Source organism: Kitasatospora sp. NPDC050463 (assembly GCF_040655255.1).
In the GTDB taxonomy this organism is placed as follows: Bacteria; Actinomycetota; Actinomycetes; order Streptomycetales; family Streptomycetaceae; genus Kitasatospora.
In genome coordinates this window covers 1-25,513 of sequence record NZ_JBFAJO010000097.1, presented here as the reverse complement: position 1 = coordinate 25,513, position 25,513 = coordinate 1, and the positions used below count along the sequence as shown (strand labels likewise).

The 25,513-nt window shown below is 71.9% G+C and carries 22 protein-coding genes; 15 read left to right on the top strand and 7 right to left on the bottom strand.

The features are described from left to right. The first annotated feature begins 146 nt into the window (after positions 1 to 146). The 7 genes from AB0J08_RS36665 to AB0J08_RS36635 all read left to right on the top strand — a co-directional run bounded on the left by AB0J08_RS36665 (position 147) and on the right by AB0J08_RS36635 (position 7,396). The gene (locus AB0J08_RS36665) at positions 147 to 590 is read left to right on the top strand and encodes an SRPBCC family protein (protein ID WP_360642813.1); all 444 of its coding nucleotides are present in this window, start codon (positions 147 to 149) and stop codon (positions 588 to 590) included. A 210-nt stretch (positions 591 to 800) separates the two neighbouring features. Beyond that, positions 801 to 1,757, top strand: a complete 957-nt coding sequence (locus AB0J08_RS36660; RefSeq protein WP_360642810.1) for a helix-turn-helix domain-containing protein — start codon at positions 801 to 803, stop codon at positions 1,755 to 1,757. Positions 1,758 to 1,972: 215 nt separating this feature from the next. After that, positions 1,973 to 2,971: a type I glyceraldehyde-3-phosphate dehydrogenase gene (gap, locus tag AB0J08_RS36655; RefSeq protein ID WP_360642808.1), complete on the top strand. Its 999-nt coding sequence runs from the start codon at positions 1,973 to 1,975 to the stop codon at positions 2,969 to 2,971. Between the two features lie 214 nt (positions 2,972 to 3,185). Beyond that, a complete protein-coding gene (locus AB0J08_RS36650; RefSeq protein WP_360642806.1) occupies positions 3,186 to 3,341 on the top strand; it encodes a DUF6131 family protein in 156 nt (51 codons plus the stop codon). Positions 3,342 to 3,490: 149 nt separating this feature from the next. Next, a complete protein-coding gene (locus AB0J08_RS36645) occupies positions 3,491 to 4,048 on the top strand; it encodes a pyridoxamine 5'-phosphate oxidase family protein (protein ID WP_360642803.1) in 558 nt (185 codons plus the stop codon). Positions 4,049 to 4,527: 479 nt separating this feature from the next. Further along, a complete protein-coding gene (locus AB0J08_RS36640; protein ID WP_360642800.1) occupies positions 4,528 to 5,946 on the top strand; it encodes a family 2B encapsulin nanocompartment shell protein in 1,419 nt (472 codons plus the stop codon). Further along, positions 5,933 to 7,396, top strand: coding sequence for a SufS family cysteine desulfurase (locus AB0J08_RS36635; protein ID WP_360642797.1), 1,464 nt, complete (start codon positions 5,933 to 5,935; stop codon positions 7,394 to 7,396). The genes AB0J08_RS36640 and AB0J08_RS36635 overlap by 14 nt, the downstream gene beginning before the upstream one ends. An 81-nt stretch (positions 7,397 to 7,477) precedes the next feature. Here AB0J08_RS36635 and AB0J08_RS36630 read toward each other — a convergent pair whose 3' ends face one another. Then, on the bottom strand, positions 7,478 to 8,554 hold the full coding sequence (locus tag AB0J08_RS36630; RefSeq protein ID WP_360642794.1) for an RIO1 family regulatory kinase/ATPase: 1,077 nt from the start codon (positions 8,552 to 8,554) through the stop codon (positions 7,478 to 7,480). A gap of 418 nt (positions 8,555 to 8,972) precedes the next feature. Continuing rightward, the gene (locus tag AB0J08_RS36625) at positions 8,973 to 10,430 is read right to left on the bottom strand and encodes an MFS transporter (protein ID WP_360642819.1); all 1,458 of its coding nucleotides are present in this window, start codon (positions 10,428 to 10,430) and stop codon (positions 8,973 to 8,975) included. Positions 10,431 to 10,767: 337 nt separating this feature from the next. Here AB0J08_RS36625 and AB0J08_RS36620 point away from each other — a divergent pair, with 337 nt between their 5' ends. The 6 genes from AB0J08_RS36620 (at position 10,768) to AB0J08_RS36595 (ending at position 15,585) form a co-directional block, all read left to right on the top strand. Further along, the gene (locus AB0J08_RS36620) at positions 10,768 to 11,991 is read left to right on the top strand and encodes a hypothetical protein (RefSeq protein ID WP_360642792.1); all 1,224 of its coding nucleotides are present in this window, start codon (positions 10,768 to 10,770) and stop codon (positions 11,989 to 11,991) included. Positions 11,992 to 12,097: 106 nt separating this feature from the next. After that, positions 12,098 to 12,595 (top strand): pyridoxamine 5'-phosphate oxidase family protein, encoded by a 498-nt coding sequence (locus AB0J08_RS36615; RefSeq protein WP_360642816.1) that lies wholly within the window; start codon positions 12,098 to 12,100, stop codon positions 12,593 to 12,595. 148 nt (positions 12,596 to 12,743) lie between these two features. Continuing rightward, positions 12,744 to 12,947, top strand: coding sequence for a cold-shock protein (locus tag AB0J08_RS36610; protein WP_360642789.1), 204 nt, complete (start codon positions 12,744 to 12,746; stop codon positions 12,945 to 12,947). Positions 12,948 to 13,170: 223 nt separating this feature from the next. Continuing rightward, positions 13,171 to 13,818, top strand: a complete 648-nt coding sequence (locus tag AB0J08_RS36605; RefSeq protein ID WP_360642786.1) for a TetR/AcrR family transcriptional regulator — start codon at positions 13,171 to 13,173, stop codon at positions 13,816 to 13,818. A 141-nt stretch (positions 13,819 to 13,959) separates the two neighbouring features. Then, the gene (locus AB0J08_RS36600) at positions 13,960 to 14,847 is read left to right on the top strand and encodes a prohibitin family protein (protein WP_360642783.1); all 888 of its coding nucleotides are present in this window, start codon (positions 13,960 to 13,962) and stop codon (positions 14,845 to 14,847) included. A 174-nt stretch (positions 14,848 to 15,021) separates the two neighbouring features. Further along, positions 15,022 to 15,585: a DinB family protein gene (locus AB0J08_RS36595; RefSeq protein WP_360642780.1), complete on the top strand. Its 564-nt coding sequence runs from the start codon at positions 15,022 to 15,024 to the stop codon at positions 15,583 to 15,585. A gap of 104 nt (positions 15,586 to 15,689) precedes the next feature. Here AB0J08_RS36595 and AB0J08_RS36590 read toward each other — a convergent pair whose 3' ends face one another. The 3 genes from AB0J08_RS36590 to AB0J08_RS36580 form a co-directional block, all read right to left on the bottom strand. Further along, a complete protein-coding gene (locus AB0J08_RS36590) occupies positions 15,690 to 16,310 on the bottom strand; it encodes a 2'-5' RNA ligase family protein (protein WP_360642777.1) in 621 nt (206 codons plus the stop codon). Between the two features lie 188 nt (positions 16,311 to 16,498). After that, positions 16,499 to 17,377 (bottom strand): SAM-dependent methyltransferase, encoded by an 879-nt coding sequence (locus tag AB0J08_RS36585; RefSeq protein ID WP_360642774.1) that lies wholly within the window; start codon positions 17,375 to 17,377, stop codon positions 16,499 to 16,501. A 162-nt stretch (positions 17,378 to 17,539) separates the two neighbouring features. Further along, a complete protein-coding gene (locus AB0J08_RS36580; RefSeq protein WP_360642772.1) occupies positions 17,540 to 18,583 on the bottom strand; it encodes a substrate-binding domain-containing protein in 1,044 nt (347 codons plus the stop codon). A 386-nt stretch (positions 18,584 to 18,969) separates the two neighbouring features. On the opposite strand from AB0J08_RS36580, the gene AB0J08_RS36575 reads away from it, so the two are divergent. Then, entirely contained in the window at positions 18,970 to 21,048 is a 2,079-nt protein-coding gene (locus AB0J08_RS36575) for a hypothetical protein (RefSeq protein WP_360642769.1), read from the top strand. Between the two features lie 153 nt (positions 21,049 to 21,201). Then, positions 21,202 to 23,274 (top strand): NPCBM/NEW2 domain-containing protein, encoded by a 2,073-nt coding sequence (locus tag AB0J08_RS36570; RefSeq protein ID WP_360642766.1) that lies wholly within the window; start codon positions 21,202 to 21,204, stop codon positions 23,272 to 23,274. Between the two features lie 251 nt (positions 23,275 to 23,525). Here the strand turns inward: AB0J08_RS36570 and AB0J08_RS36565 are convergent, their stop codons facing one another. Next, positions 23,526 to 24,032 carry a DUF6328 family protein gene (locus AB0J08_RS36565; protein ID WP_360642763.1) on the bottom strand — a complete coding sequence of 169 codons (507 nt, stop codon included), beginning with the start codon at positions 24,030 to 24,032 and terminating at the stop codon, positions 23,526 to 23,528. A 58-nt stretch (positions 24,033 to 24,090) separates the two neighbouring features. After that, the gene (locus tag AB0J08_RS36560; protein WP_360642760.1) at positions 24,091 to 24,570 is read right to left on the bottom strand and encodes a flavin reductase family protein; all 480 of its coding nucleotides are present in this window, start codon (positions 24,568 to 24,570) and stop codon (positions 24,091 to 24,093) included. Positions 24,571 to 25,513 lie beyond the last annotated feature (943 nt).

Sequence of the window (25,513 nt, the reverse complement as noted above, 5' to 3'; positions counted from 1 at the left end):
ACCAAGTAACACCCCCGCCCCCACCAGGGCCACCACGACAACGCCGCTGCACCCGACCGATCACCCGATCCGGCCCGGTACAGCGGCGTCGCGGCGTTTCCGGGCACCTACGGGACCGACGGCCAGGCTGCTCGCTAGGGTGAGGCATGGCCCGCTTCGTCCTGACCCGCCGTTCACGCCTGCCCGCGGGCGTCTGCTGGGAGCGGCTGACCGACTGGCCGCGACACGGCGAGCGGGTGCCGTTCACCCGGGTCTCGGTCAGCCCGGGGAACGGTCGACAGGTGGGTGACACGATCCTGGCCCGGACCGCCGTCGGGCCGCTGCGGCTGTTCGACGACCCGATGGAAATCGTCGAGATCACCGAGCCCGCGCCCGGGCGCGACGGCGTGTGCAGGCTGGTGAAGCGCGGGCGCCCGATCCGAGGCGGGGCCGAACTCCGGGTGCGGACGGTGGGCGCGCGGGGCGGACGGAGCGAGGTGACCTGGGCGGAGGAGGTCGTGGTCGCGGGCCTGCCGGGCGTGCTCGATCCGGTGGTGGCCCGCGCCGGGCGGCTCGTGTTCGGCCGGGTTCTGGACCGACTGCTGGGCTGAGCCGGCGCCGGCGCCCGGCAGACCCTTCCCCACTCCCACACACCGTTGCCGGGCGCCGAACCGCCGGACGGTGGTCACCGGGTCCTCACGACGTCGGGCACCCGGCAGGCCTCGGCGTGAGCCGGGCGGTGGCAGGATGCTTGCGGTAGAGGGCATTCAGGTCGCGGGTAGGACCGACGGCCCGTCCGGTCGGCGGGAAGGAAGGGTCCGATGGCTCGCAGGAATCACCGTGTCGCCGTGCTCGTGCTGGAGGGCGCCAAGCCGCTCGACGTGGGCATTCCCGCGCAGGTGTTCTCCAGCCGGCCGAGCATGCCCTACGAGGTGCGGGTGTGCGGAGCGGCACCCGGGCTGGTGACCGGTGGGGACGGGCTCGCCTACCACGTGGCCGACGGGCTCGACGCCCTGGAGCAGGCGGACACCGTCTTCGTACCCGGTTACCGGGATCCGGCGGCCACCGAGCCGCCGGCCGCGGTGGTCCGTGCGCTGGTGGGCGCGCACCGCCGGGGGGCGCGTCTGGCGGCGATCTCGACGGGGGCGTTCGCGCTGGCGGCGACGGGGCTGCTGGACGGCCGGAAGGCGACGACGCACTGGCACTACACCAAGGCCCTCGCCGAGCAGCACCCGCTGGTGTCGGTGGACGAGAACGTGCTGTTCGTGGACGAGGGCGACATGCTCACCTCGGCGGGCGCGGCCTCGGGCATCGACCTCTGCCTGCACCTGGTGCGGCGTGATCACGGGGTCGGGCTCTCCAACCACGTGGCGCGGCGGCTGGTGGCCGCGCCGTACCGCAGCGGCGGGCAGGCACAGTACGTCCCCCGGAGCGTGCCGGAGCCGCTCGGCGACCTGTTCGCCGGCACCCGCGAGTGGGCCCTGGCGCATCTCGCCGAGCCACTGACCCTGGAGACCCTCGCGGGCGTCGCGCGGGTGTCGGCCCGTACGTTCTCGCGGCGGTTCGTGGAGGACACCGGCTACACGCCGATGCAGTGGGTGCTGCGGGCCCGGGTGGACCTGGCGCGCGAGTTGCTGGAGCGGACGGATCTGGGGGTGGAGCAGATCGCCGACCGGGCGGGGCTCGGCTCCGGGGCGAATCTGCGGCTGCACTTCCAGCGGATTCTCGGGACCTCTCCCACGGAGTACCGCCACACCTTCGCTGCCCCCGCCTCCTGACTCCCTCTCCTGACTCCCTCTTCCGACTCCCCCGCCTGCCGATGCGCTGGTGCCGCGCTTACTGCGGAGCCGGCGGGATTCGCAGTGGCGAGATCCTTGCGGGCGGTGGCAACAGGTATGGCGAGATCCTTGCGCACCCTGTCGATCCAGCCCCTGTCCGGGGCTCGGTCGAACGCCGAGCATGGAGAGCGAAACGAACGGAAGGGAAGACCCCAATGACCCGCATCGCCATCAACGGTTTCGGTCGTATCGGACGCAACAGCCTGCGTGCCCTGCTCGAACGCGGCAGCGACCTCGAAGTGGTCGCCATCAACGACCTCACCGCGCCCGATTCCCTTGCCCATCTGCTCAAGTTCGACAGTTCGCTCGGGCGCCTCAACCGCCCGGTCTCGGTCGACGGGACCGACCTGGTGGTCGACGGCCGCCGCATCAAGGTCCTCGCCGAACGCGACCCCGCCAACCTGCCCTGGGCAGAACTCGGCGTCGACCTCGTGCTGGAGTCGACCGGCCGCTTCACCTCGGCCGAGGCCGCCCGCGCGCACATCGCGGCGGGTGCCCGCCGGGTCCTGGTGAGCGCCCCGTCCGACGGCGCCGACGTCACGCTCGCCTTCGGGGTGAACACCGACGCCTACGACCCGGCCGCGCACGTCATCGTCTCGAACGCCTCGTGCACCACCAACGCGCTCGCCCCGCTGGCGTCGGTGCTCGACGAACTGGCCGGCATCGAGCACGGGTTCATGACCACGGTGCACGCCTACACCCAGGAGCAGAACCTCCAGGACGGCCCGCACCGCGACCTGCGCCGCGCCCGCGCCGCCGGTGTGAACATCGTGCCCACCACCACCGGCGCCGCCAAGGCCATCGGCCTGGTCCTCCCGAACCTCGACGGCAAGCTGTCCGGTGACTCGATCCGCGTACCGGTCCCGGTCGGCTCACTCGTCGAGCTGAACACCACGGTGTCCCGCGAGGTCACGCGCGAGGAGATCCTCGCCGCCTACCGCGACGCCGCCGACGGCCGACTCAAGGGCATCCTCGACTACGCCGACGAGCCGCTGGTCTCCGGCGACATCACCGGCGAACCGGCGTCCTCGATCTTCGACGCCGCCCTGACCCGCGTGGACGGCAAGCACGTCAAGGTCGTCGCCTGGTACGACAACGAGTGGGGCTTCTCCAACCGCGTCATCGACACCCTCGAACTGCTCGCACGGAACTGAACCCGGCGGACACCCGTCCGCCCGGGACGCCGCCGTGCCGGAGCCGGGGGGAGCCGGCGGGCCGCCGCCCCGCTGCCGCCCGGCACTCCGGGCGGCGATCGTCCGGCATTTCATGAAACGTCGGATTGAGGACCCGAAAACCGGAAAGACGCGGTGTTGACCTCCGCAGCGGCGGAAGGCCACACATCCACTGGGGAGCAAAACGGAGGTCATCGTGATCGTCCTCGGAGTCATCCTCCTCGTCATCGGGTTCGTCACCGGCATTTCCATCCTGTGGACCATCGGCCTCATCCTGGCCGTGATCGGACTCATCCTCTGGATCATGGGAGCAGTCGGCCGCGAGGTCGGCGGCCGCCGCCACTACTGGTAGCCGCGGGCCACTGCGCGCGGCCTGAGAGTCGCGGTCTGCGGCCGTCCCGGTGACACCGGGCGAGTGGGCGTGCGCCGTGTCCGCCACGGACGGAACCTGGGAGCACGGAGCGGCGCCGCCCCGCCGGCCACGCAGGAGGAGGGATCGCCATGCCGACCCAGGGACCCGCCCAGCAGCCCACGACCGAGCTCGACGCCCGCTACAGCTCCGCACTCAATCCCCGTCCGGACGCCGCGAAGGTCACGGCCGTCTCCTGGGACGAGGCACAGCGGCAGCTGGCGGCCGCCGAGATCTTCTGGGTGTCCACGGTGCGGCCCGACGGCCGGCTGCACGTCACGCCCGTGATCGCCGCCTGGCACGACGGGGTGCTGTACTTCTCCACCGGCGCGGGGGAACAGAAGGCGAGGAACCTCGCTCAGGACGGGCACTGCGCGCTCACCACCGGGGGGAACTCGCTCACCGTAGGTCTCGACCTCGTGGTCGAGGGCACGGCGCAGCCGGTCACCGATCCAGCGGTGCTGGAGGAGGTGATCACGGCGTACGAGACGAAGTACGGGCCGCACATCACCTCGTCCGAGGGGACCTTCCACGGGATCGGGGAGGAGTTCCGGAAGGGGACGGTGGTGGTGTTCGCGGTCGCTCCGGCCACCGCGTACGGCTTCGGCCGGGACGACGGGGTCTACACCCACACGCGCTGGACGTTCTGAACTCTGAACGACGGGCGCCCGGGGGGTATCCGCGTCGCGCGACCACGCCCACGACGCCGCCGATCACCGCCGACCGCCGGGGCCGGTGCCCCGCCGGGAGCGCCCCATCCACCCCATCCGCCCCGTGCGCCGCTACTGTGTCACCTCATCCACGGCCCGCCGGGCGGCCTCCCAGCGGGTGGAGCGCGTTCCGGTACCCGCGGCCCACCCCCTCGCCGTGCCCCGACCACGGCCGCTTCCAAAGTTCGGCTTTCGAACATCTCACACCGGCTTATGGATAAGTTCACCCGTTCGAGTGAGTTTGGCGAGGACCCGCCGTCGATGCTCTGCACCGGAACCAATGGCCCCCAATCGAACGCACTCACACCATCACCGAACGGCCGCAACAATCGTCATGGCGGGTCGGCAACGGCCGACTCCCCGTCTCCGCAGTGGATCTGACGCCCACTCAGTTCTCCCGACCAGAACAGGGACCAGCCATGACGACCGAGACCGTTCAGCAGAGTCAGCCGAGCCGGCAGAGTCTCAGCACCTCCGCCGCCAGGAACCTGGCCACCACCACCAAGACCGCGCCGCAGATGCTCGGGATCACCCCGCGGTACCTGCTGCGTGCCCTGCCCTGGGTGGACCTGGAGGCCGGTGTCTACCGGGTCAACCGCCGCCGGGGGTTCATCCTCGGCGACGGGCTGATCGGCACCTACGTCGACGGCGACAACACCTCCCGGGTGATCGCCGAGGACCTGCGCGAGCTGCCCTTCCTCAGCCAGGTGGACAGCCCGCTGCTCGCCGCCCTCGCCAACGGCTTCGTCCAGCGCGAGGTGGCTCCCGGCGAGCTGATCGTCGACGCCGGCGCTCCCACCGAGCAGCTGCACGTCATCGCGTTGGGGCGCGCCGAGAAGCACGCCACCGGGGAGTACGGCTCGGACGCCCTGCTCGCCGTGGTCGGCGACGGCGACTTCTTCGACGCGACCGCGTGGGTCGACGGTAGCGCGATGCCCTACCGGGTCACGGCGGTCAGCGCCTGTACCGTGCTCTCCCTCGACCGCCGGATGCTCGTCGAACTCTCCGACCGCGAACCGTCGTTGAGCGCCCAGCTGGAGGCCTTCCGCGCCGACGGCCGGCAGCCCGCCGACCGCGAGCACCCGATCGACCTCACCTCGGGCCACTCCGGCGAGCCGTACCTGCCGGAGACCTTCGTGGACTACGAGGAGGGCCCCCGCGAATACGAGTTGAGCATCGCGCAGACCGTCCTCAAGGTGCACACCCGGGTCTCGGACGTCTACAACTCCTCGATCGACCAGGTCCAGGCGCAGCTGCGGCTGACCACCGAGGCGCTCCGCGAGCGCCAGGAGTGGGAGATGCTCAACCACCCCGAGTACGGGCTGCTCAACAACGTCGTGCCGAGTCAGCGCGTGCGCACCCGCAAGGGCGCGCCGACCCCGGACGACATGGACGAGCTGCTCGCCCGGGTCTGGAAGCAGCCAGCGTTCTTCCTCGCCCACCCGAGGGCGATCGCCGCGTTCGGACGCGAGTGCACCCGGCGCGGGGTGCCGCCGCAGATCGTGGACCTCTTCGGCAGCCCGTTCCTGACCTGGCGCGGCGTGCCGCTGCTGCCCTCCGACAAGCTCGACCTGAAGGGGACCGCGAACTCGGCGCCCGGCACCACCAACATCTTGCTGATGCGGGTCGGCGAGGACCGCCAGGGCGTGGTGGGCCTGCGCCCGTCGAAGGTCCCGGACGAGGTCGAGCCCGGGCTCTCGGTGCGGGCGATGGGCGTCGACCGGCAGGCCATCACCTCGTACCTGGTGACCAGTTACTTCTCGGCCGCCGCGCTGGTGGACGACGCCATCGCCGTGCTCCAGAACGTCGAGGTGTCGAGCTACCATGACTACTCCTGACGGATTCGGGCGCAGCACCGGGGTCGCCGGGGCGAGTCGCCCCCCGGCCGCCACCGGGTACTCGACCGACGTGGTACCGGGCGGGGCCCCGGTGCCCGGGGCGCTCGCGCACGCGGCGGGCGGTCCCCGGTACTGGCTGCCCACGCAACCGGACCGGGCGGCCCGAACCGCTCCCGCCACCCCGGTCGCCGACCCGCCGGGCGGGTTCGACGTCGAGGCCGTCCGCCGGGACTTCCCGCAGCTGCACCGGGAGGTGAACGGCCGCCCACTGGTCTGGCTCGACAACGGGGCCACCACGCTCAAGCCGCGCCAGGTGGTCGAGGCGGTCGCCGAGCACTACTCGATGGGCACCTCCAACGTCCACCGCGGTGCGCACACCCTCGCCAAGCAGGCCACCCAGATCTACGAGGAGGGCCGTGAGGAGGCCGCCGGGCTGCTCGGAACACAGGACGCCGGCGAGATCGTCTTCGTCCGCGGCACCACCGAGGCCGTCAACCTGGTGGCGCAGTCCTGGGGCCGCGCCAACCTGGGCGTGGGCGACGAGATCCTGGTGTCGGCGGCGGAGCACCACTCCAACCTGGTGCCCTGGCAGCTGATCGCCAAGGAGCGCCGGGCGCGGATCCGGCCGATCCCGCTGCTCCCCGACGGGCAACTGGACCAGGACGCCTACCGGGATCTGCTCGGCTCGCGGACGAAGCTGGTCGCGCTCACCCATGCCTCGAACGTGCTGGGGACGGTCCCGCCGGTGGCCGAGATGACCGCGCTGGCGCACCGGTACGGCGCCAAGGTCCTGGTGGACGGCGCACAGGCGGTGAGTCACTTCCCGGTGGACGTGACCGCGTTGGACGCCGACTTCTACGCCTTCTCGGGTCACAAGATCTTCGCCCCGACCGGTATCGGCGTGCTCTTCGGCAAGCGCGAGCTGCTGGAGGCCATGCCTCCGTGGCAGGGCGGCGGCAACATGATCGACTCGGTGAGTTTCGAGGAGACGTCCTACGCCCCCGTCCCGCACCGGTTGGAGGCGGGCACCGGCCACATCGCCGGGGTCGCCGGGCTGCGGGCGGCCCTGCGGTACCTGGCCGGGCTGGACCGCCCGGCCGCCACCGCGTACGAGGAGCAGCTCACCGCGTACGCCATGGGCGCGCTGGCGACCGTCCCCGGGCTGCGGCTGATCGGCGACGCGCCGGGGAAGATCGGCGTGCTGACCTTCCTGCTCGCCGGCACCGACCCGATGGCCCTCGCCGGGGCGCTCGACCAGCAGGGCATCGCGGTGCGCGCCGGCCACCACTGCGCGCAGCCGGCGCTGGCCGCCTTCGGCCTGCAGAGCGCGGTACGGGCCTCGCTGGCCCTCTACAACACCGTCCAGGACGTCGACGCCCTGGTCGCCGCGCTCCAGGGGATCCAGGGAGTCCAGGGCCTCCAGGGGCTCCAGGCGAGCCCGGTCGAGTAGGCCGGACGCCCTCGGTGGGCGGGCACCCGCGTGGGTGCCCGCCCACCGTGCGGCGTTCACCGACCGACGGCCGGATCCGGCTCACCCCAGGCGCGCGTCGAACGTCAGCGCGTCGACCAGCTCGCCGACGCGCCGCTCGGGCAGGCCCCGGGAGACGAACCAGGCTCCGACGTTGCGCACGTCCCGCTCCAGGAAGGAACGCCCGCGCGGGTTGGCGACGACGTCCACGATCTGCGGCACGTCGATGATCACCAACCGGCCGTCGTGGACCAGGATGTTGTAGGCCGAGAGGTCCCCGTGGGCGTAACCGTCACCGGCCAGCAGCGACAGGCTGCGCCCGAGCTGCTCCCAGAGGTCCGCGACGTCCACCTCCTCGGCGCGCAGCTGTGCGAGCCGGGGTGCGGCGGTGCCGCTCCCGTCGCCGACGAACTCCATCAGGATCTCCGTGCCCGTGATCTGGACCGGGTAGGGGACGGCCACGCCGGCCGACCAGAGCCGGCACAGGGCCGTGAACTCGGCGGCGGCCCATTGTCCGGCGATGGCCTCCTTGCCGAAGGCGGTGCGCTTGGCCATGGCCCGGGCGACCCGGGACTCCTTGTGCCGGCGGCCCTCCAGGTAGCCGGAGTCGCGGTGGAACATCCGGTGCTGGGCGTCGCGGTAGCGCTTGGCCGCCATCAGCGTGCGCCGGTCGGTGCCGGGGACGCCGCGCTCCAGGAGGAAGACGTCGGCCTCCTTGCCGGTCTTCACGAGCCCGAGTTCGGTGTCGACGGCCGCGAGTTCGGTCACCACCCAGGCGGGGCGCGGCTCGGGCCCCTTCTCGGTGGGGGTGGACTGGTCCCAGGTGGACCAGCGGTCGCCCTCGGCCGGACCGTCGATGCCCGAGGCCGGACCCGAGACGGCGTCGGCGTAGGCGTCGGAGCCTCCGTCGTCACAGGGGACGTGGTCGTAGCCGCCGTGGTCGTCGCCGCCGTAGCCGGCGTGCTCAGAGGTGTCGGCGTCGTGGTGGCCGCCGAAGTCGGCGAAGTCGGGCCCGAGGACCTCGCTGTACGCGAGAACGGGCTCGTGGTCGTCGAACCGCTCGGAACGGCGGCCGCGACGAGGTGCGCCCTTGGCGCGGATACGGGAGAAGGAATCGGTGTCGGAAAAGCGCTCGCGCACTGCGGTGGCTCCTGAGGAACGGCCCACCGATGCGCCAGTTGCGAGGCGTCGTCAGCCGGTGGGCGAAAGACGAGAGGAAGAGGCGTATGGCGCGCACACGAGGGCGCGCCGCGACACGGCGGCAACCATCACGACACACCTCCTCTGCTTCTCCACGTCCGTCCTCACGCCGCAGCTCGGGATCGCAGCGGCCAAGCCACGGCAGCGCCGCGACGAGAACGGCCACAGCCTAGCGTCTCCCAAGAACAGCGCAACAGGTTTTCCGGAGACGATCCCGCCCGTCCACCGGCACCCCTCGGCCGGGCGAAGGCCGGCACCGACCGCTCGCTCAGCCCCGGGACCGGGGCGGATCGCCACCCGGCACGAGGCGGGCCGCCACCGTCGTCGTGCGGCAGCGGCCCGGCTCACCCCCCTTCCCTCACCCGGGCGTTCGGGCCGGCGCGGTGTCGGTCGTGACCGCGCTCAGCGGCGGGGCCAGCGACTCCAGGCTGCGCCGCTCGGCACGGACGCCGATCGCGGCCTCCACCAACCCGGCGACGGTCATCAGGGCGGCGCCGACGCAGAACGCGAGCGTGGTGTCGGACACCTCGCCGCTGCTCACCAGGCCGTTGAAGAGCAGTGGCCCGCTGATGCCACCGACCGCGGTGCCGACGGCGTAGAAGAAGGCGATGCACAGCGCCCGGGTCTCCAGCGGGAAGATCTCGCTGACCGTCAGGTAGGCCGAACTCGCCCCGGCGGAGGCCAGGAAGAGCACCGCCGTCCAGCAGGCCGTCATGGTGACGGCCGAGAGCGATCCCTGCTGGAAGAGCACGGCGGTGCCGAACAGCAGCAGACCGGAGCCGACGTACGTCCCGGCGATCATCGGCTTGCGCCCGACCGAGTCGAAGAGGTGGCCGAGCAGCAGCGGCCCGAGGAAGTTGCCGACCGCGATCACCGCGAAGTAGTAGCCGGTGTCACCCGCCGGTACGTCGAAGTACGTGGTGAGAATGACGGCGTAGCCGAAGGTCACGGAGTTGTAGAGGAACGCCTGGCCGATGAAGAGCGCGAGGCCGAGCACGGTGCGGCGCGGGTAGCGGCCGATCACCGTACGGGCGATCGTGACGAAGCCGAGCGGGCCGCGCTCGCGGATGGCCATCGGCCTCCCGGTGACGGGCGGCAGCGCGCTGCCGGTCTCCCGTGCCACGATCCGCTCGGCCTCGGCCACCACCTCCTCCGCCTCCGCCTTACGCCCGTGCGTGAACAACCACCGCGGGCTCTCCGGGACGTGGCGGCGGACCAGCAGGATCACCAGGCCCAGCACCACGCCCGTCCCGAAGGCCAGCCGCCAGCCGACGTCCGTCGCGAACAGCGCGGTGTCCAGGAGCGCGATGGAGCCGAACGCGCCGAGCGCCGCGCCGATCCAGAAGCTGCCGTTGATGATCAGGTCGATCCGGCCGCGTACCCGGGCCGGAATCAGCTCGTCGATCGCGGAGTTGATCGCCGCGTACTCGCCCCCGATGCCGAACCCGGTGAAGAAGCGGCAGAGGAGGAAGAACCAGGCCGCCCCGGACAGCGCCGTCACGGCGGTGGCCGCCAGATAGACGGCGAGCGTCAGCATGAACAGCCTTCTGCGCCCCAACCGGTCGGTCAGCCAGCCGAAGAACAGGGCGCCGCCGCAGGCACCCGCCACGTACACCGCGGCCGCGACGGTGGTCACCTGCGTCGTCGAGATGCTGATGCCGCTGCCGTGCTCGGCGAGCCTGGCCGCCATCGTGCCGACGATCGTCACCTCCAGACCGTCCAGGATCCAGACGGTCCCCAGGCCGATCACGATCCGCCAGTGCCAGCGGGACCACGGCAGCCGGTCCAGCCTGGCCGGCACGTCCGTCTCGACCACCCCGCCGTCGGCCGGTTCGGTCCGCGGCGGCCGCTGCCGGCCGGAGGTCTTCGTCTCTTCCACCACGCCGGGCCTCCCTCGTCACCGTGTGTGTCGGACCACCCGCGTCTGCCCCCGTCCCGGGCGGTCACACGCACGCGTCGGCCCGAGGGGCCGCCACCCGCCCTGGAGCAGCGGGCAGCGACCGGACACCGCGCCGGGCACCGGGGCCGATCGCGTGAGCGGCGCGGCACCGTCGGTCTCGCGAGGTCGGCCGCCGGAGGCCCCGGCAGCTGCCGGTGCGTCAGAATGACGTGCGGCCGGGCGATGTGCCGGCAGGAATCGGAGGTACGGCTTCATGACGAGGTACAGCATCGACCCCCACCGGAACGAACTCATCGCCGCGTGGGGAACCGGCGAGGGCGAACTCGCCACCCGGATCGCGGACCTCCCCGTCGGCAGGGACACCAGCACGCTCCTGCGCCTGGCGCGCACCCTGACCCAACTGTCCGACGCTGCCTGGCGCACCTACACCCACCCCGCCAGCGCCGCCGGCTCCCTGGAGCCCAACAGCGAGGGCTGGCGGCGCGAGCAGGAACGCAACGCCTTCGGCGCGGTCGCCGAGGCGGTCGCCGCCCCGAACCTCCCGGCCGGCGGAATGCTCGCCGTCTCCCACAGCCCGCTGCTGGAATCCGCCCACCGGCTCGGCCGCGCCCTGCGCACCCTCGACGAACCCGAGTTGGCGAAGGCCGTCCTGGCCGAGACCGTCGCCGAACTCACCGCCGTGGAAGGCGCCGAACTCGGCGACCTCACCGGCCGCGCCCAGCAGGCCGTCCTGCTCAGCCGCGAAGACGCCTCCCCCGTCCAGGTCGCCGCCGCCGACCTCCTCTTCGAACAGGACCCCTTCGGCTCCGCCGCCCTGTTCTCCGACATCGACCCGACCGCCGCGGCCGTGGCCGCGGCGCACTGGCTCGCCGCCGCGGCCGAGGTCGCCGCCGAAGCCTCCGGCCACGAGGCCACCACCGTCGTCCTCGAAGCCGGCACCATCGAGGCCCTCCCCCACGAGACGCCCACCCTCGTCCTCGAACTCCTCGACGCCGGCCACACCCCCTACGACGCGGTCACCGGCCTCGTCCGCCATGCCCTCCACATCGCCGACGGCCTGCTCCCCGACCCCGCCGGCCTGCGCGAACAGCTCGAAGACCTCGACGAGGCCCTCGCCGCGGAGATCGCCGACCAGGGCACCGACCCGGAGGACATCGGCCTGCGCCTGACCCCGCTCGACCCGAAGCGCCCCGCCCGCGACCTCCTCGAAGACCTCCTCTCCGGCATCCACGGCTGCTGGCTCCTCCACGACGAGCACGACGACCTCGACGACCTCGACGAGCACGACGAGCACGACGACCTCGACGACCTCGACGAGCACGACGAGCACGACGACCTCGACGAGGGTGCTGCTCCCGACACCGCCGACGAGGCGCGGGACGACGATCGCGCCGAGCGGCAACAGACCCGGAGCCGCGAACGCTTCGCCCGCCTCCTGCGCGAAACCGCCGCGCGCCACCGTGACCGGCTCATGTGACCACCCCGCCGACGCCCTCGGCGGTCCTGTCGCACCTGTTCCTACCGTCGAGACTCCTTAAGCTGGGATGGTCCTGGTGCCCTACCGCTGGAAGGTGGACCCGACCGTGCAGCCGAGCGAGATCCACGAGATCCTCAACCGCCCGCTGAGCCAGGAACTCCTGGCCCGAGACCTGACCCGCCTGGCCTACGTCGCCAAGGACGGCACTCCCCGAGCCGTGCCGATCGCCTTCGTCTGGAACGGCTCGGAAATCGTCATGTGCACCGTGAAGAACGCCCCGAAACTGCCGGCCCTGCGTCACAACCCGGCGGTCGCACTGACGATCGACACCGAGGTGCACCCACCGAAGATCCTGCTCATCCGCGGCCGGGCCGAGCTGGACGAGGTCGAGGGCATCCCGGAGGAGTACCTCCAGTCGAACGGCACCTACACGATGACGCCCGAGCAGCGGGTCGCCTGGGAGGCCGAAGTCCGTTCGCTCTACGACGGCATGGTCCGGATCGTCGTCACCCCGACCTGGGCCAAGCTGATCGACTTCGAGACGACCCTCCCGAGCGCGGTGGAGGAGTTGATCCGGCGGCGGGAGGAGCGCAACCGCGCCTGAGGGGGGCCGAGCCGGCCCGCCCCCCGGACCCGTCGCCCCCTCGGCTCACGGAGGGCGACAAGCCGTGCACCGTCCGCCATGTCTACTGTTCGGAGGCGGTATCGTAGCCGCGCCGAGGGCTCGCTCAGCACCTCCGAAGGAGAGCAACATGGCAACTGGCAAGGTCAAATGGTTCAACGCCGAGAAGGGTTTCGGCTTCATCGCCCAGGACGACGGCGGCCAGGACGTGTTCGTCCACTTCTCCGCCATTCAGACCGCCGGCTTCAAGGAGTTGTACGAGGACGACCTGGTCGAGTACGACGTCACGCAGGGGCCGAAGGGCCCCCAGGCGGAGAACGTCGTCAAGCTCTGACCGGCGCCCGGCGGCCGACGCCCGGCAGCGGTGACAGCGAAGGGGCCGACCCCTCGGCCGGCCCCACCACTCCCCCACTTCCCCACCGGCAGAACCGGCAGGACCCCAGCCCCCGCAACCCGGACCCTTCTCGGCGGCAGGCACGGTCGGCCCGTCCACCCGCCCGGCCGGGGCAGTTTTCAAACACCGTTCGAAGAGCTCCGGTGATCGCTAGACTTCCCCCGTGAAGCTGACCGCAGACCGGATCACCGACGCCGGGATGGCCGTGTTCGCCGAGGCCGGCTACCACGGACTGTCCATGCGCCGGGTCGCCGAGCGGCTCGACGTGCACGCCGGAAGCCTCTACTACCACGTGCCCAACAAGGCCGCGCTGCTCCAGCTGATGGCCGATCGGGTGGCCCGGCAGGCCTACGACGCGGGCACCGAGGCACTGGCCGACCTGGCCGCCGACAGCGACTGGCAGGCACGCGTGACGGCGCAGGCCGTCGCCCTGCGCCGGAGCATCCGCCGCCACCCCGGCGGGGCGATCATGTTCGCCGACAGCCCGAAGACACTCAGCCACGGCGCGCTCTCCGTGCTGGAGCGACTGCTCGACACCCTCGCGGAGGCCGGCGTGCCCGCGAAGCAGTGCGGCACCGCCGCCGACACCCTCCTCAGCCACGTCACCGGCTACGTGCTGCAGGAGCAGAGCGAGCCACCCGTCGTGCCGCCCGGCCCGGAAGCGGCCGCCGACCTCCACCGGCGCTTCCCCCGCACCATGGCCGCAGCCGCCCACGACCAGGACCAGCAGTTCGCCCACAGCCTGGAGCTGATCTGTGCGGGCATCGCCACACTGCTCCCGCGGTCCGGCGCTCCGGGTGAAGGCCGCTGACCCCGGACCGTCCCGTGCGGTCCGGGCTCAGCGCACCGGTCGCCGTCGACCCGGCCCGACCAGGAACGAACGGCCCACGTTCACCGGAGCGCCATCCGCACGTCGCCCGAAACCCGCCTGCCGCTCCCTACGCTGCCGCCCATGATCTACATATCGCTGTTCCTGCTCGTCCTCGGCGTCGCCCTGCTGGTCCTGCGGCGGCGCCGAGTCGTCACCTTCCGCTTCGCGGCGCTCACTGGAGCCACGACGGCCCTTCTCGGCCTGCTGCTCGGGCTCACGACCTTCACCTACGTCGTCGAGCCGTACGAGGTCGGCGTGCCCAGGACGCTCGGCAAGGTCGACGGCACCTGGCAGCCCGGACTGCACCTCAAGTCGCCGCTCACCGAGGTCACCACCTTCTCCACCCGGCCGACCGACCTCGACCTCACGGACCACGACACCGTCGAGGTCCGGTCCTCCGAAGGCGGCGTGCTCTACGCCGACCTGACGGTCAAGTGGTCCGTCGACCCGGCACACGCCGTGTCGCTCTTCAAGCTCGCCGGCAGCGACGAGGCCGTCCAGCAGCGCCTGGTCTACGCGGACAGCCGCGAGATCGTCCGCAACGTCTTCGCCCGGCACACCAGCGTCGAGGGGTACTCCGCTCAGCGCGAGGCGATCGGCTCCGAGATCACCAAGCTGATCACCGACCGGCTGGCGCCGCGCGGGGTCCTGGTCAACGGCGTCAACCTGCGCAACGTCCGTCCCAGCGAGGGCCTCCAGAAGGCCATCGACCAGAAGATCCAGCAGGACCAGGCCACCGCCCAGGCCGAGGCCGCCGTACGCACCGCGAAGGCCGAGGCCGAGAAGCGGAAGATAGACGCCGACAGCACCGCCGCCGCCAACGCCGCGATCGCCGGCTCACTGACCGACAAGATCCTGCTCAGCCAGTGCATCGAGGCCTTCAAGGCCGCCGCCGAGAAGAACCCCGTCTACAGCAGCCCCTGCGGCTCCACCGGCACCCCGGTGATCGTCGACGGCACCAAGCGGTAGCCGCGGGACACCGGGGCGCGCACCCGCCGCACGCCTGCTCGGGCGGGGAGCGGGCGCCCCGTGCGGGGCTGTCCGCGGGCGCCACCGGTCGCCCGCCATCTAGGACACGATCTGACCCAGATGGCCCCTACTGTGGTTCCTGTCCGCAGAACAGGACCTACCGAGGGGGAACCCATGACCGACATCACGACCGCCACCGAGCCGACCACCGAGCAGACCGCCGAGGCGGTCGGCGGGGAGCGCGCCGACCTGTTGGCGGTGCTGGGCAAGTCCCGACACTTCCTGCGCTTCACCACCCGCGATCTGACCGACGAGCAGGCCGGGCTCCGCACCACCGCCGGCGAGCTGTGCCTGGGCGGCCTGATCAAGCACGTCACGAGCGTCGAGCGCGGGTGGGTGGACTTCATCCTGGAGGGCACGTCGGCCATGAGCGACTTCAGCGCCATGACCGAGGCCGACTTCGCGCGACGCGCCGACGAGTTCCGCATGCTTCCCGGCGAGACGCTGGCCGGTGTGCTGGCCGACTACGCCGAGACGGCCCGGCGCACGGACGAGCTGATCGCCGTCCTGCCCGACCTGGACGTCTCCCACCCGTTGCCGAAGGCGCCCTGGTTCGAGCCCGGGGCCCGCTGGTCGGCCCGCAAGGTGCTGATGCACATCATCGCCGAGACCTCGCAGCACGCCGGCCACGCCGACATCATCCGGGAGACCCTGGACGGCGCCAAGAGCATGGGCTGATCACCTGGTCGGGTCGCAGGAGCCCACCGCCCCCGGCGTGCCTCGGCGCGGGGAGCGGTGGGCCCCTCTCGCGCGCCGGCCCCGGACCGCTCCGCGGAGCAGGCTCAGCCGCCCTCGGGCGCTTCGGTGTCGGGCATCCAGCGCAGTTCGCCGGTGCCCAGGGTGACGGTCGCGCGCGGCCGCATCGGATCGTCGCCGCCGCGGCGGGAGAGCAGCACCACCTCCCGGACCTCCACGAACGTGGTCCCGAGCCGGGCCGTGCACTCGGCGGCGAGGCTCCGTGGCTCCCCGGTCCGGCCCAGGGACAGGTGCGGAGTGAAACCCGCGCCCCGTCCGACACAGCGCGGGAACCTCTCCAGCAGCGACCGGTACAGGTCGGTCCACGGCCTCGTGCCGGCCGCGGCCGGGTCGAGCCAGACCGTCGCGTACGCCCGGTGCCGGAAGCTGCGCACCCCGTGCAGCCGGGCTGTGAACGGCGTCGTCCCCGCCGTGGCGGCGGCCACCAGCGGGGCCGCCCGGTGGAACTCGGACTCCGGCACGAACCCGAACAGCAGGTTGACGTGGGGCGGCCACCGGCGGACCTGCGGGTCGTGTTCGAGGCGGATGTCCTGAATCGGCGGCCACAACTCCGGCGGCGGGATCCACGCGACCGCCGTACGGGCCGTCGGCGCGACGTCGAGGACGCCGCCGGGCCCGGCCCCGCCGTACTCGGGCTCCGCCTCCATGCCGCACAGGTTGTCACATCCGCTGCCCGCCGGCCCGGAGCCGAGCCCCGTCGGCGTGCGTCGCCTCCAACTCCACCGGGTCGGCCGACGGCCGGGGCCCGGGGTTCGGCGGGACCGGCCCTGGTCACAACCTCACCCTGCCGTGCGCGGCACGCAGCGCACGGCAGCAGAAAGGTTTCGCCTTGGAGTCAGCGCTTGATCGCGACTCCCGCGTAGGCGGGGGCCGCCCCCTGCCAGCCCTGCGGCAGTTCCGCTCGCGGCTGCCACAGCGGCAGTTGCACCAGGCCGGGGTCGGCGAGCTCGAAGTCGCCGAAGAACTCCCGCACCTGCTCCTTGGCCCGCAGGACCAGCGGCGAGCTCGCCCGGCTGTAGATCCGCGTGGTCTCGGCGGCCGCCTGGGCGGTCATGAAGTCCTGAGTGCCGTGCGAGAGGATCAGCAGACTGCCCGGCGCCAGCGCGTCCCGCAGCCGGGCCACCGTCTCGGCGGCGCCTTCCTCGTCCCGGACGAAGTGCAGTACCGCCACCAGCATCAGGGCCACCGGTCGGGAGAGGTCGAGCGCCTCCTTCAGGCCCGGGTCGCCGAGGATCGCCTCCGGGTCGCGCAGGTCGGCGTGCAGGACCGAGGTGTGACCGGCGAGGTGGTGGGCCAGCAGGGCGCGGGCGTGCGTGAGAACGATCGGGTCGTTGTCGACGTACACGACCCGGGCGTCCGGGGCCACCCGGTGGGCGACCTCCCCGGTGCTGCCCACAGCCGGGATCCCGGTGCCGATGTCCAGGAACTGGCGGACGCCCTGGCCGACCGCGAACTCCACCGCGCGGCCAAGGAACTCACGGTTGATCCGCGCCCCGAGCCGGGCGTCGGGCATGGCCGCGATGACCTTCTCGGCGGCCTCCCGGTCGGCCGGGAAGTTGTCCTTCCCGCCGAGGTAGTAGTCGTACATCCGCGCCGGGTGCGGGACCCCGGTGTTCAGCTCCGCCGGCGGCTGCCACTCCCCCACCGTCACCGGCCCCGCCCCGCCGACCATCGCCTCGTCCCACATGAGATCCCCACAGTGTCCTGACAGCAAGTCATCTCATCCTAATCTCGCGAGGACACATTCGGACTCACCACCCGGGCCCCCGACGTCCGGGGGCCGGGCCCCGCTGTCGGCTCCGGCCGGGCGGGAGGGTGCGAGCGGGGAACCGGGTGACGGCCCGGCGTTGGCGGGCGGCCACCCGGTGACGACCGGTCAGGCGCAGGTGACCCCGGCGCTCTTCCAGCTGGTGGCGTCCACCATGGTGGTCTTGGCGAAGGCCTCGGCGGGCATCTCCTTGCCGCTCCTGAGCTTGTCGTACATGGTCTGGACGGCGAGCGCGCCGACGTCCTTGCCGTTGATGAAGAGGGCGGCCTTCATCCCGGAGGGCTGGGTGCCGCTCCAGTCCTTGCAGGCGAGGTAGGCACCGAGGCCGACGCCGATCACGTTGTCGGCGCTCAGTCCGGCGTTGCGCAGGGCGGTGACGCCGCCGTGCACGTTCTCGTCGTTGCAGCCCACGACGACCCAGTGCTTCACGCCGGGCTTGGTGTTGATGATCGCGGCGACCTTGTCCTGGGCGCCGGTGGGGGTGTTGTCGGTGGCGACGTCGATGGTCTGGACGCCGGGGGCGACGGCGCCGAAGGCCTCCTTCGCGGCCTTGACCCGGTCTCCGCAGACGGTGACGTCCTGCTTCCAGGCTGCGATGACCCGTGTCTCCGCGGGGTTCCAGCCCGCCGCCTTGTACTCGTCGGCGGCCCGCTTGCCGACCTCGGCGCCCATCTGGGTGCCGCTGAAGCCGACGCGCGGGACGAGATCGGCCTTGGCGCAGACCGCCGGGTCCGGGCCGGTGGCGCAGACCTGGTCGTCCGAGGTGAGGAGCGCGACCTTGGCGTCCTTGGCGGTCTGCACGATCTGCGGGCCGACGGCCGGGTCCGGGACGACGACGATCACCCCGTTGGTCTTCTGCGCGATGGCCGCCTGCACCTCGCTGACGGTCTTGTTGGCGTCACTGCCGAGGTTCACCACCTTGAGGTCAATGCCGAGCTCCACGGCCTTCGCCCTGGCGCCGGCGGCCTCGCCGACGAAGTACTCCTGATCGCCCTGCTTCTGCAGGTAGGTCAGCGAGATCCTGCCCTTCACCGGGGCCACCGCCGCGGCGCCGTCGGTGGACTCCTGGCCGTTGGAGCAGGCGGTCGTGGTCAGGCCCAGGGCGAGCAGGAGGCCGAGGGAGGTGGCACGACCGGTGGTGCTTCGGATCATGGGGGGAACGCTCCTTTGTGCCGGTCGGGGGTACCGGCACGGGGTGGGATCGAGGGTGACGCCGAACAGGCCGGGGCTGAGCGACTGTTCGATAAGCAATCAGAACCAAACGGATTTCAACGTGATGTGAAATATCACATGACTCGGCGATCCCTCGTCAAGCACGCTGACACGCCGAGATCAACCTGTGACATGACGCGGCGCGAAAGGGCATCCACCAGATCACTCACGCTGAACCGGCCTCACCGACCGGTCCGTGCACGGCACTTGAGCACGGCTCGCTCGTGTGCCTATGCTGCGTTGCTTTCTGTTGGGAGTTCAAACAGAAACCAACGGCAGTGGATTGCCGATCCCCCACCCACACTTGCGCACTCTGGAGCGCCCCCATGCGGATACCCCTGCCCCGCGCCCTGCCCCGCGCCCTGGTCGCGCTGGCCCTCGCAGCGACCGGACTCGGCACCGTCGTCCTCGGCTCCTCCACCCCCGCCGCGGCCCTGGACAACGGACTCGCCCTCACCCCGCCGATGGGCTGGAACTCCTGGAACACCCTGGGCACCGCGGTGACCCAGGAACAGGTCGTCCAGACCATCGACTTCATGTCCGCCAACGGGCTCGTCCAGGCCGGCTACGACACCGTCACCATCGACGACGGCTGGTCGCTCGGCCACCGCGACGGCCAGACCACCGACCTGGTCAAGAACTCCTACGGCGCGATGCAGCTCTACGACGCCAACCACAACCCGGTCAGCGGCACCGACGGCACCGGGTTCGACCCGACCACCGGCCACCTCGTCCCCGCCCCGGACCGCTACCCGGCGCACACCGTCAACGGGCAGACCCTGAACGGGATCCAGTACCTGTCCTGGTACGCCCACAGCAAGGGCATGAAGTTCGGCCTCTACGCCACCGACACCTACACCACCTGCCAGGGGCGCCCCGGCAGCCTGGGCCACGAAGCCACCGACGCCGCCGACTTCGTCGCCTGGGGCGTGGACTTCGTCAAGTACGACGACTGCCCGTACGGCCCGCCGATCGTCGGGCCCGACGGGCACAACTACGGGACGCAGGGCGAGGGGAGGGAGCTGACCCGGTCCATCTACGCCCGGGTGCGCGACTTCCAGCGGGCGCTCGACTCCGCCTCCCAGGCCCAGGGGCGCCCGCGGGTGGCCCTCAGCGTCTCGGCGCAGCCGGTGCACTCCGGGGTCCCCTCCCTGCTGGCCTCCGACGACCCGGCCCGCACCGACCCGGTGGTGGTCGCGGCCGGCACGCCCGCGTTCCAGGCACCCGGCTACGCCCCGACCGGCGTGTGGTGCGGGCAGGTGGCCAACCTCTGCCGGATCGGCGGTGACCGCGGCCCCGACCTGGAGGGCGTGCTCTACAACGGTCAGCTGCAGACGGCCCTGAAGTACCCGGGCAACGTCCGGCCGGGCAGCTGGAACGACCTGGACATGATGTTCGCCGGCTGGGAGGACCCGTACGGCGTCTACGGCCAGTCCGACACCTGCCCCTGCCACAAGCCGATGTCCCTGACCGAGTCGCGCAGCGAGATGTCGATCCTCGCGATGACGGCCTCCCCGCTCATCTCCGGCGCGGACCTGCGCACCGCCGCGGACTCCCGGCACACCCAGGACGGCCTCACCTGGTCCACCGGCATCAGCGCCGACCGGCTGGCCGTCTACAAGAACACCGAGGTCATCGCGATCGACCAGGACCGGCTCGCCAAGCCCGCCACGCTGGTCGGCGCCCCGCCCGCCGGCAGCACGGCGCCGGTCGTCCTCAAGCGGCAACTGGCCAACGGTGACACCGCCGTCCTGCTGATCAACCAGGACCCGGCCGGCTACCGGAACATCTCCACCAGCCTGAGCGACCTCGGCCTCACCGGCCCCGGCTACTCGGCCAAGGACCTGTGGACCGGCTCCACCGCCAACGTGACCGGAAGCCTCGGCGCCCAGGTGGAGCCGCACGGCGTCGCCCTGTACCGCCTCAAGGCGCTGCCGGGCACCATCCCGGCGACGGTCGTCGGCGACGGCCGCTACCACGGCATCAGCGCGGGCGGCACCGGTGGCAAGGCACTGGAGGTCCAGGGCACCTGCAGCGCCCCCGACGGCTCCCCCACCGACATCAACACCTGGTGGGACACGCACACCTCGGAGCAGTGGAACTTCGCCGCGAACCCGGACGGCACGGTGCGCATCACCGACAACTGCTACACCGGCACGCAGAACCACGGCACCCTCACCGGAGCTGCGGCCGGCCAGCCCGCCCGGGCCCAGAACGCCTACGACCCTGGCAACCCGGCCCAGAAGTGGCGCGTCGCCCAGAACACCGCGACCGGCGCGCTGACCATCACCAACGTCGCCACCGGTCTGGCCCTGGCCGCCCCGCAGACCGCCGCGACCTCCCCCGTCGTCCTCAGCCCGGCCGACGGATCGGCGGCGGGGCAGTCCTGGAGCCTGCTCTCCTGACGCTCCCCCTGTTCCCCCCGGCTCCGGCACCTCGCCGGAGCCGGGGTACGACCCACCCACCACACCGTCCCTGGAGGACCTTTGCGCTCCCCCAGCACAGCACCGTTACGTCGCACGGCACTCTCCCGCCGGATCGCATCGGCACTGACGGCCGTGACCCTGCTCACCGGCGGCGGCGCCCTCGCCGTCGGCCTCCAACTCGCCACCGCGCCACCGGCGCTGGCCCTGGACAACGGCATCAACCTGACGCCGCAGATGGGCTTCAACAACTGGAACTCCACCCAGTGCGGCGACCAGTTCGACGAAGCCATGATCAAGGGCATCGCCGACCTCTTCGTCAGCAAGGGCCTCAAGACCGCCGGCTACCAGTACGTCAACCTGGACGACTGCTGGGCCCTGCCCGAGCGCAACGCCGCCGGCGACCTCGTGCCCGACCCGGTCCGCTTCCCGCACGGCATCAAGGCGCTCGCCGACTACGTCCACGGCAAGGGCCTCAAGTTCGGCATCTACTCCAGCGCGGGCGACCACACCTGCGACGTCCGGGGCTTCCCCGGCGGCCTCGGCCACGAACAGCAGGACGCCCGGCTCTGGGCCTCGTGGGGCGTGGACTACCTCAAGTACGACAACTGCCACAACCAGGGGCTCGACGCCAGGACCCGCTACCGGACGATGGGCGACGCGCTGAAGGCGACCGGCCGCCCGATCCTCTACAGCATCTGCGAGTGGGGCAGCACCGGCCCGTGGAACTGGGCCCCCTCGGTCGGCAACTCCTGGCGCACCACCGGCGACATCAGTGACACCTGGCAGAGCATGATCTCCATCGCCCAGGCGAACCAGGGCCTGGCCGGCTACGCCAAGCCCGGGGCCTTCAACGACCCCGACATGCTGGAGGTCGGCAACGGCGGCATGACCGCGACGGAGTACCGCACCCACTTCAGCCTCTGGGCCGAGATGGCCGCGCCCCTGATGATCGGCACCGACCTGCGCACCGCCGCACCGGAGACCTTCGAGATCCTGACCAACGCCGACGTGATCGCGGTGGACCAGGACCCGCTCGGCCGGCAGGGCTCGGTGGTCTCCAGCGAACAGGGCCTGGTCGTGATGTCCAAGCCGCTGGCCGACGGCGCCCGGGCGGTCACCCTGACCAACGAGGGCTCCAACGACGCCACCATCACCGCCACCGCGCAGACCCTCGGCATCGGCGGGGCGGAGTCGTACAGGGTCAAGGACCTGTGGTCCAAGAAGACCACCACCGGCGACGGGACCGTCAGCGCCACCGTGCCGGGCCACGGCACCGCGATGTTCCGGGTCACCCCGAGCTCGCCCGTGCCCCCGCCGACCGGGGTCACCCAGCTGAGCGACCTCCCGTTCGGCGCCGCCGCCAACCAGTGGGGACCGGTCGAGCGGGACCGCAGCAGCGGCGACCACCAACCCGGTGACGGACGGACCATCGGCATCCGCGGCACCACCTACGCCAAGGGCCTCGGCGTGCACGCGGCCAGTGACGTCGGCTTCCACCTCGGCGGCGCCTGCCGGAGCCTGGTCACCGACGTGGGGGTCGACGACGAGACCTACGGCAACGGCTCGGTGGTGTTCCAGATCTACAAGGACGGCGCCAAGGTGGCCGACAGCGGCACCGTCACGGGGAAGGACCCCGCCAAGCGCCTCACCGCCGACCTGACCGGCGCCACGACCGTGCGCCTGGTGGTCACCGACGCCGGCGACGGCACCCGCTACGACCACGCCGACTGGGCGGGCGCGCACATCGCCTGCGGCAACGGTCCGGCCACCGGAAGCTACCCGCTCTCCAGCCTCGCCTGGTCCTCCGCCGGAAACAGCTGGGGCCCGGTCGAGAAGGACATGAGCAACGGCGACAACCAGGCCCGGGACGGACGCACCATCACCATCGCGGGCACCACGTACGCCAAGGGCCTGGGCGTCAACGCGCTCAGCGAGGTGGTCTACTACCTCGGCGGCTCCTGCGCCTCGCTCACCACCGACGTGGGCGTGGACGCCGAGGCGAACGGCCGCGGCAGCGTCTCCTTCGAGATCTACAAGGACGCCACCAAGGTCGCCGACAGCGGCCTGATGACCGCGAGCTCCGCCGCCAGGCACCTCACCGCCGACCTCACGGGCGCCGACGAGCTGCACCTCGTGGTCACCGACGGCGGCGACGGCACCAACAGCGACCACGCCGACTGGGCGAACCCCGTCCTCACCTGCTGACGGTCGCACGGCCCGACGGCGCGGTGCCCGGCCCTGGGCCGGCACCGCGCCCGGGCCGCCGCCCGGTCGACGGGCACCTACGGCGGGCAGCGAGGTCGGGCGACTACGGCGGGCGTCAGGGGAGCCGGTCGTCGCCCCAGCCGATCCGGGCCCGCCCGCGGTGTCCGGCCGACGCGGAGGGATCCGCGCCGGAGTCCACCCGCAGGCGGCCCGCGGCGTGGGCCGGCCGGCCGGGGCGGATCCGCGCGGTGTCAGCGCCGTCGCGCGGCGTTGCGGTGCAGCACGATCTGGGGCAGCACCAGCCAGGTGGCGGTGAACCAGGCCAGCACCACGCCGCTGAGGATCCACGCCAGCGTCGGGTTGCCGGTCGCGGTGCGCAGCAGCAGGAGCAGCGCGGCGCTGATGGTGAGGGCGAGGGTGACGAGGCCGGTGGCGATGAGACGGCCGGCCACCCGGATGAGTTCGGGCTTCATGCCGTGGCCGGCCAGGAAGCGGTGGAAGCACACGGGTGCGACGAGCGCTCCGGTGGCGAAGGCGCCGAGGAGGACGGTGGCGACGTACAGGTGCTTGTCGAAGTCGGGCAGGTGCGCGAAGAGCGGGGTGAAGGCGACGCTGATGAGGAAGCCGAAGAGGATCTGCGCGCCGGTCTGAGCCACCCGGACTTCCTGGAGCATCTCGTTCCAGAGGCGGTCCGCCCGTTCCTGGGGGGTCTCGTGGCGGCCGGATGCCGCCGGGCCGTCGGGCCCCGTCGCCGTCACCGCTCATCCTCTCGGCCGCTGTCGCCGTCGCTGTCGCCACCCCACCTGGTCGGCGGGGTCATGCGGGATGCCCCGCGTCGATGTCCGAGACGTCGCGGGAGGTGAGCGGTTCACCTGGTGCGGTGGTCCGGGTGACGAGGGGGTCGAGGAGGAAACCGGTGTGGTCCCCTCCGTCGGTCCGGTGGTGGACACGGCCGGCGAACCAGGCCGCGGCTCCCGTCAGGACGGGGACCCCGTCCGGGCCGGGAATCCAGGGGACGGCCGCGAACTTGTCGACCTCGTCGCCGCTCTGTCCGCCGAAGAGCTCGGCGAGGTCGTGGCGCCGGTGCGGTAACAGGTGGACCACCAGGACGCCCGCACGCGAGGCGACGGCGTGGGTGTGGTTCGCCTTGGAGATCCACACGGTGAAGCGGGGCGGCCGGATCGAGCACTGCCCGGCGAAGCCCACCAGGCAGCCGGCGCGCTCGTCGCCGACCGCCGCGGTGACGACGTAGACGGGGTACTCCAGCAGGGCGACGAACGCGTCGAAGTCATCCAACGGGGTCGCTCCTTCCGTTACGGCGCCCTACGACTCGACGTGGGCGAGGCCTTCGGGCCGAGGCCCGCGCTCCTCGCCGTGCGGGGCCCGGTGCGGGCGAGGCGTCTCCTTCCCGAGCCGGCGGTCTCCATTCCTGCAACGGCGACGGCGCTCCTGGTCGCAACCGCAGAGCTGAACAATCGGGTAGATCTTCAGCTGAACGTCCGGAGCGCCGACCTCGCGCAGGATCGGCCTGATGACCTCGGCGAACCGCTCGAACGCCTCCTTGGACTCCCAGACGTCGGCAACGAATCACCCGTCGGGGGGCGCGGGGTGTGCGACACGAGGCCGGGAACGGGCCAGTCGGCGGGGCTGTTGAGTCCGCCGGAACCCCCGCTCACCATGGGGTGGTCCGCTCGTAGGCGGCCTGGGTCATGCCGGGCAGGTCGAACATCACGATGATCGCCATGCTGGGCTCCACTACGAAGAGGTTTACCGTGTGTGGCCCAGTCGACCACCTCCGATGGTCTCCCGCGCGTTGGTCTGCGCCGGACAGGCGGGGCGCCCCCGGGACACCCGGGCTCCGTACCCCGCCGCACCGGCCACGCGGGGCCGACCGGCAGCCCCTGCGGGCCCGGCGCGGTGCTCGTGGGAGCCACCAGCACTCTTCGGGTCAGGCCGGGCCACTGAATTCGAGGGCCTCGGGTGGGAGGGCATAGGACGGGGGCCGATCGGCAGAAGTGGATCACGTCAGGCCGTAGCGGGTCCGAAGGGCTCAGCCTTCTTCGTGGGCCGTGCGTCGTCGGACATCGGCCATCAGTTTGTCCAGAATCGCGATGAGCGCGGTGCGTTCGTGGTCCGACAGGCAACTGAACCGCCCCGGGTTCGATAGAGACCTCAGCTTGTGGTTGTGACCTGTGGTTTTGCAGTTGTGAGGTGGTAGGTGTTCTCGTACTCGACGGGC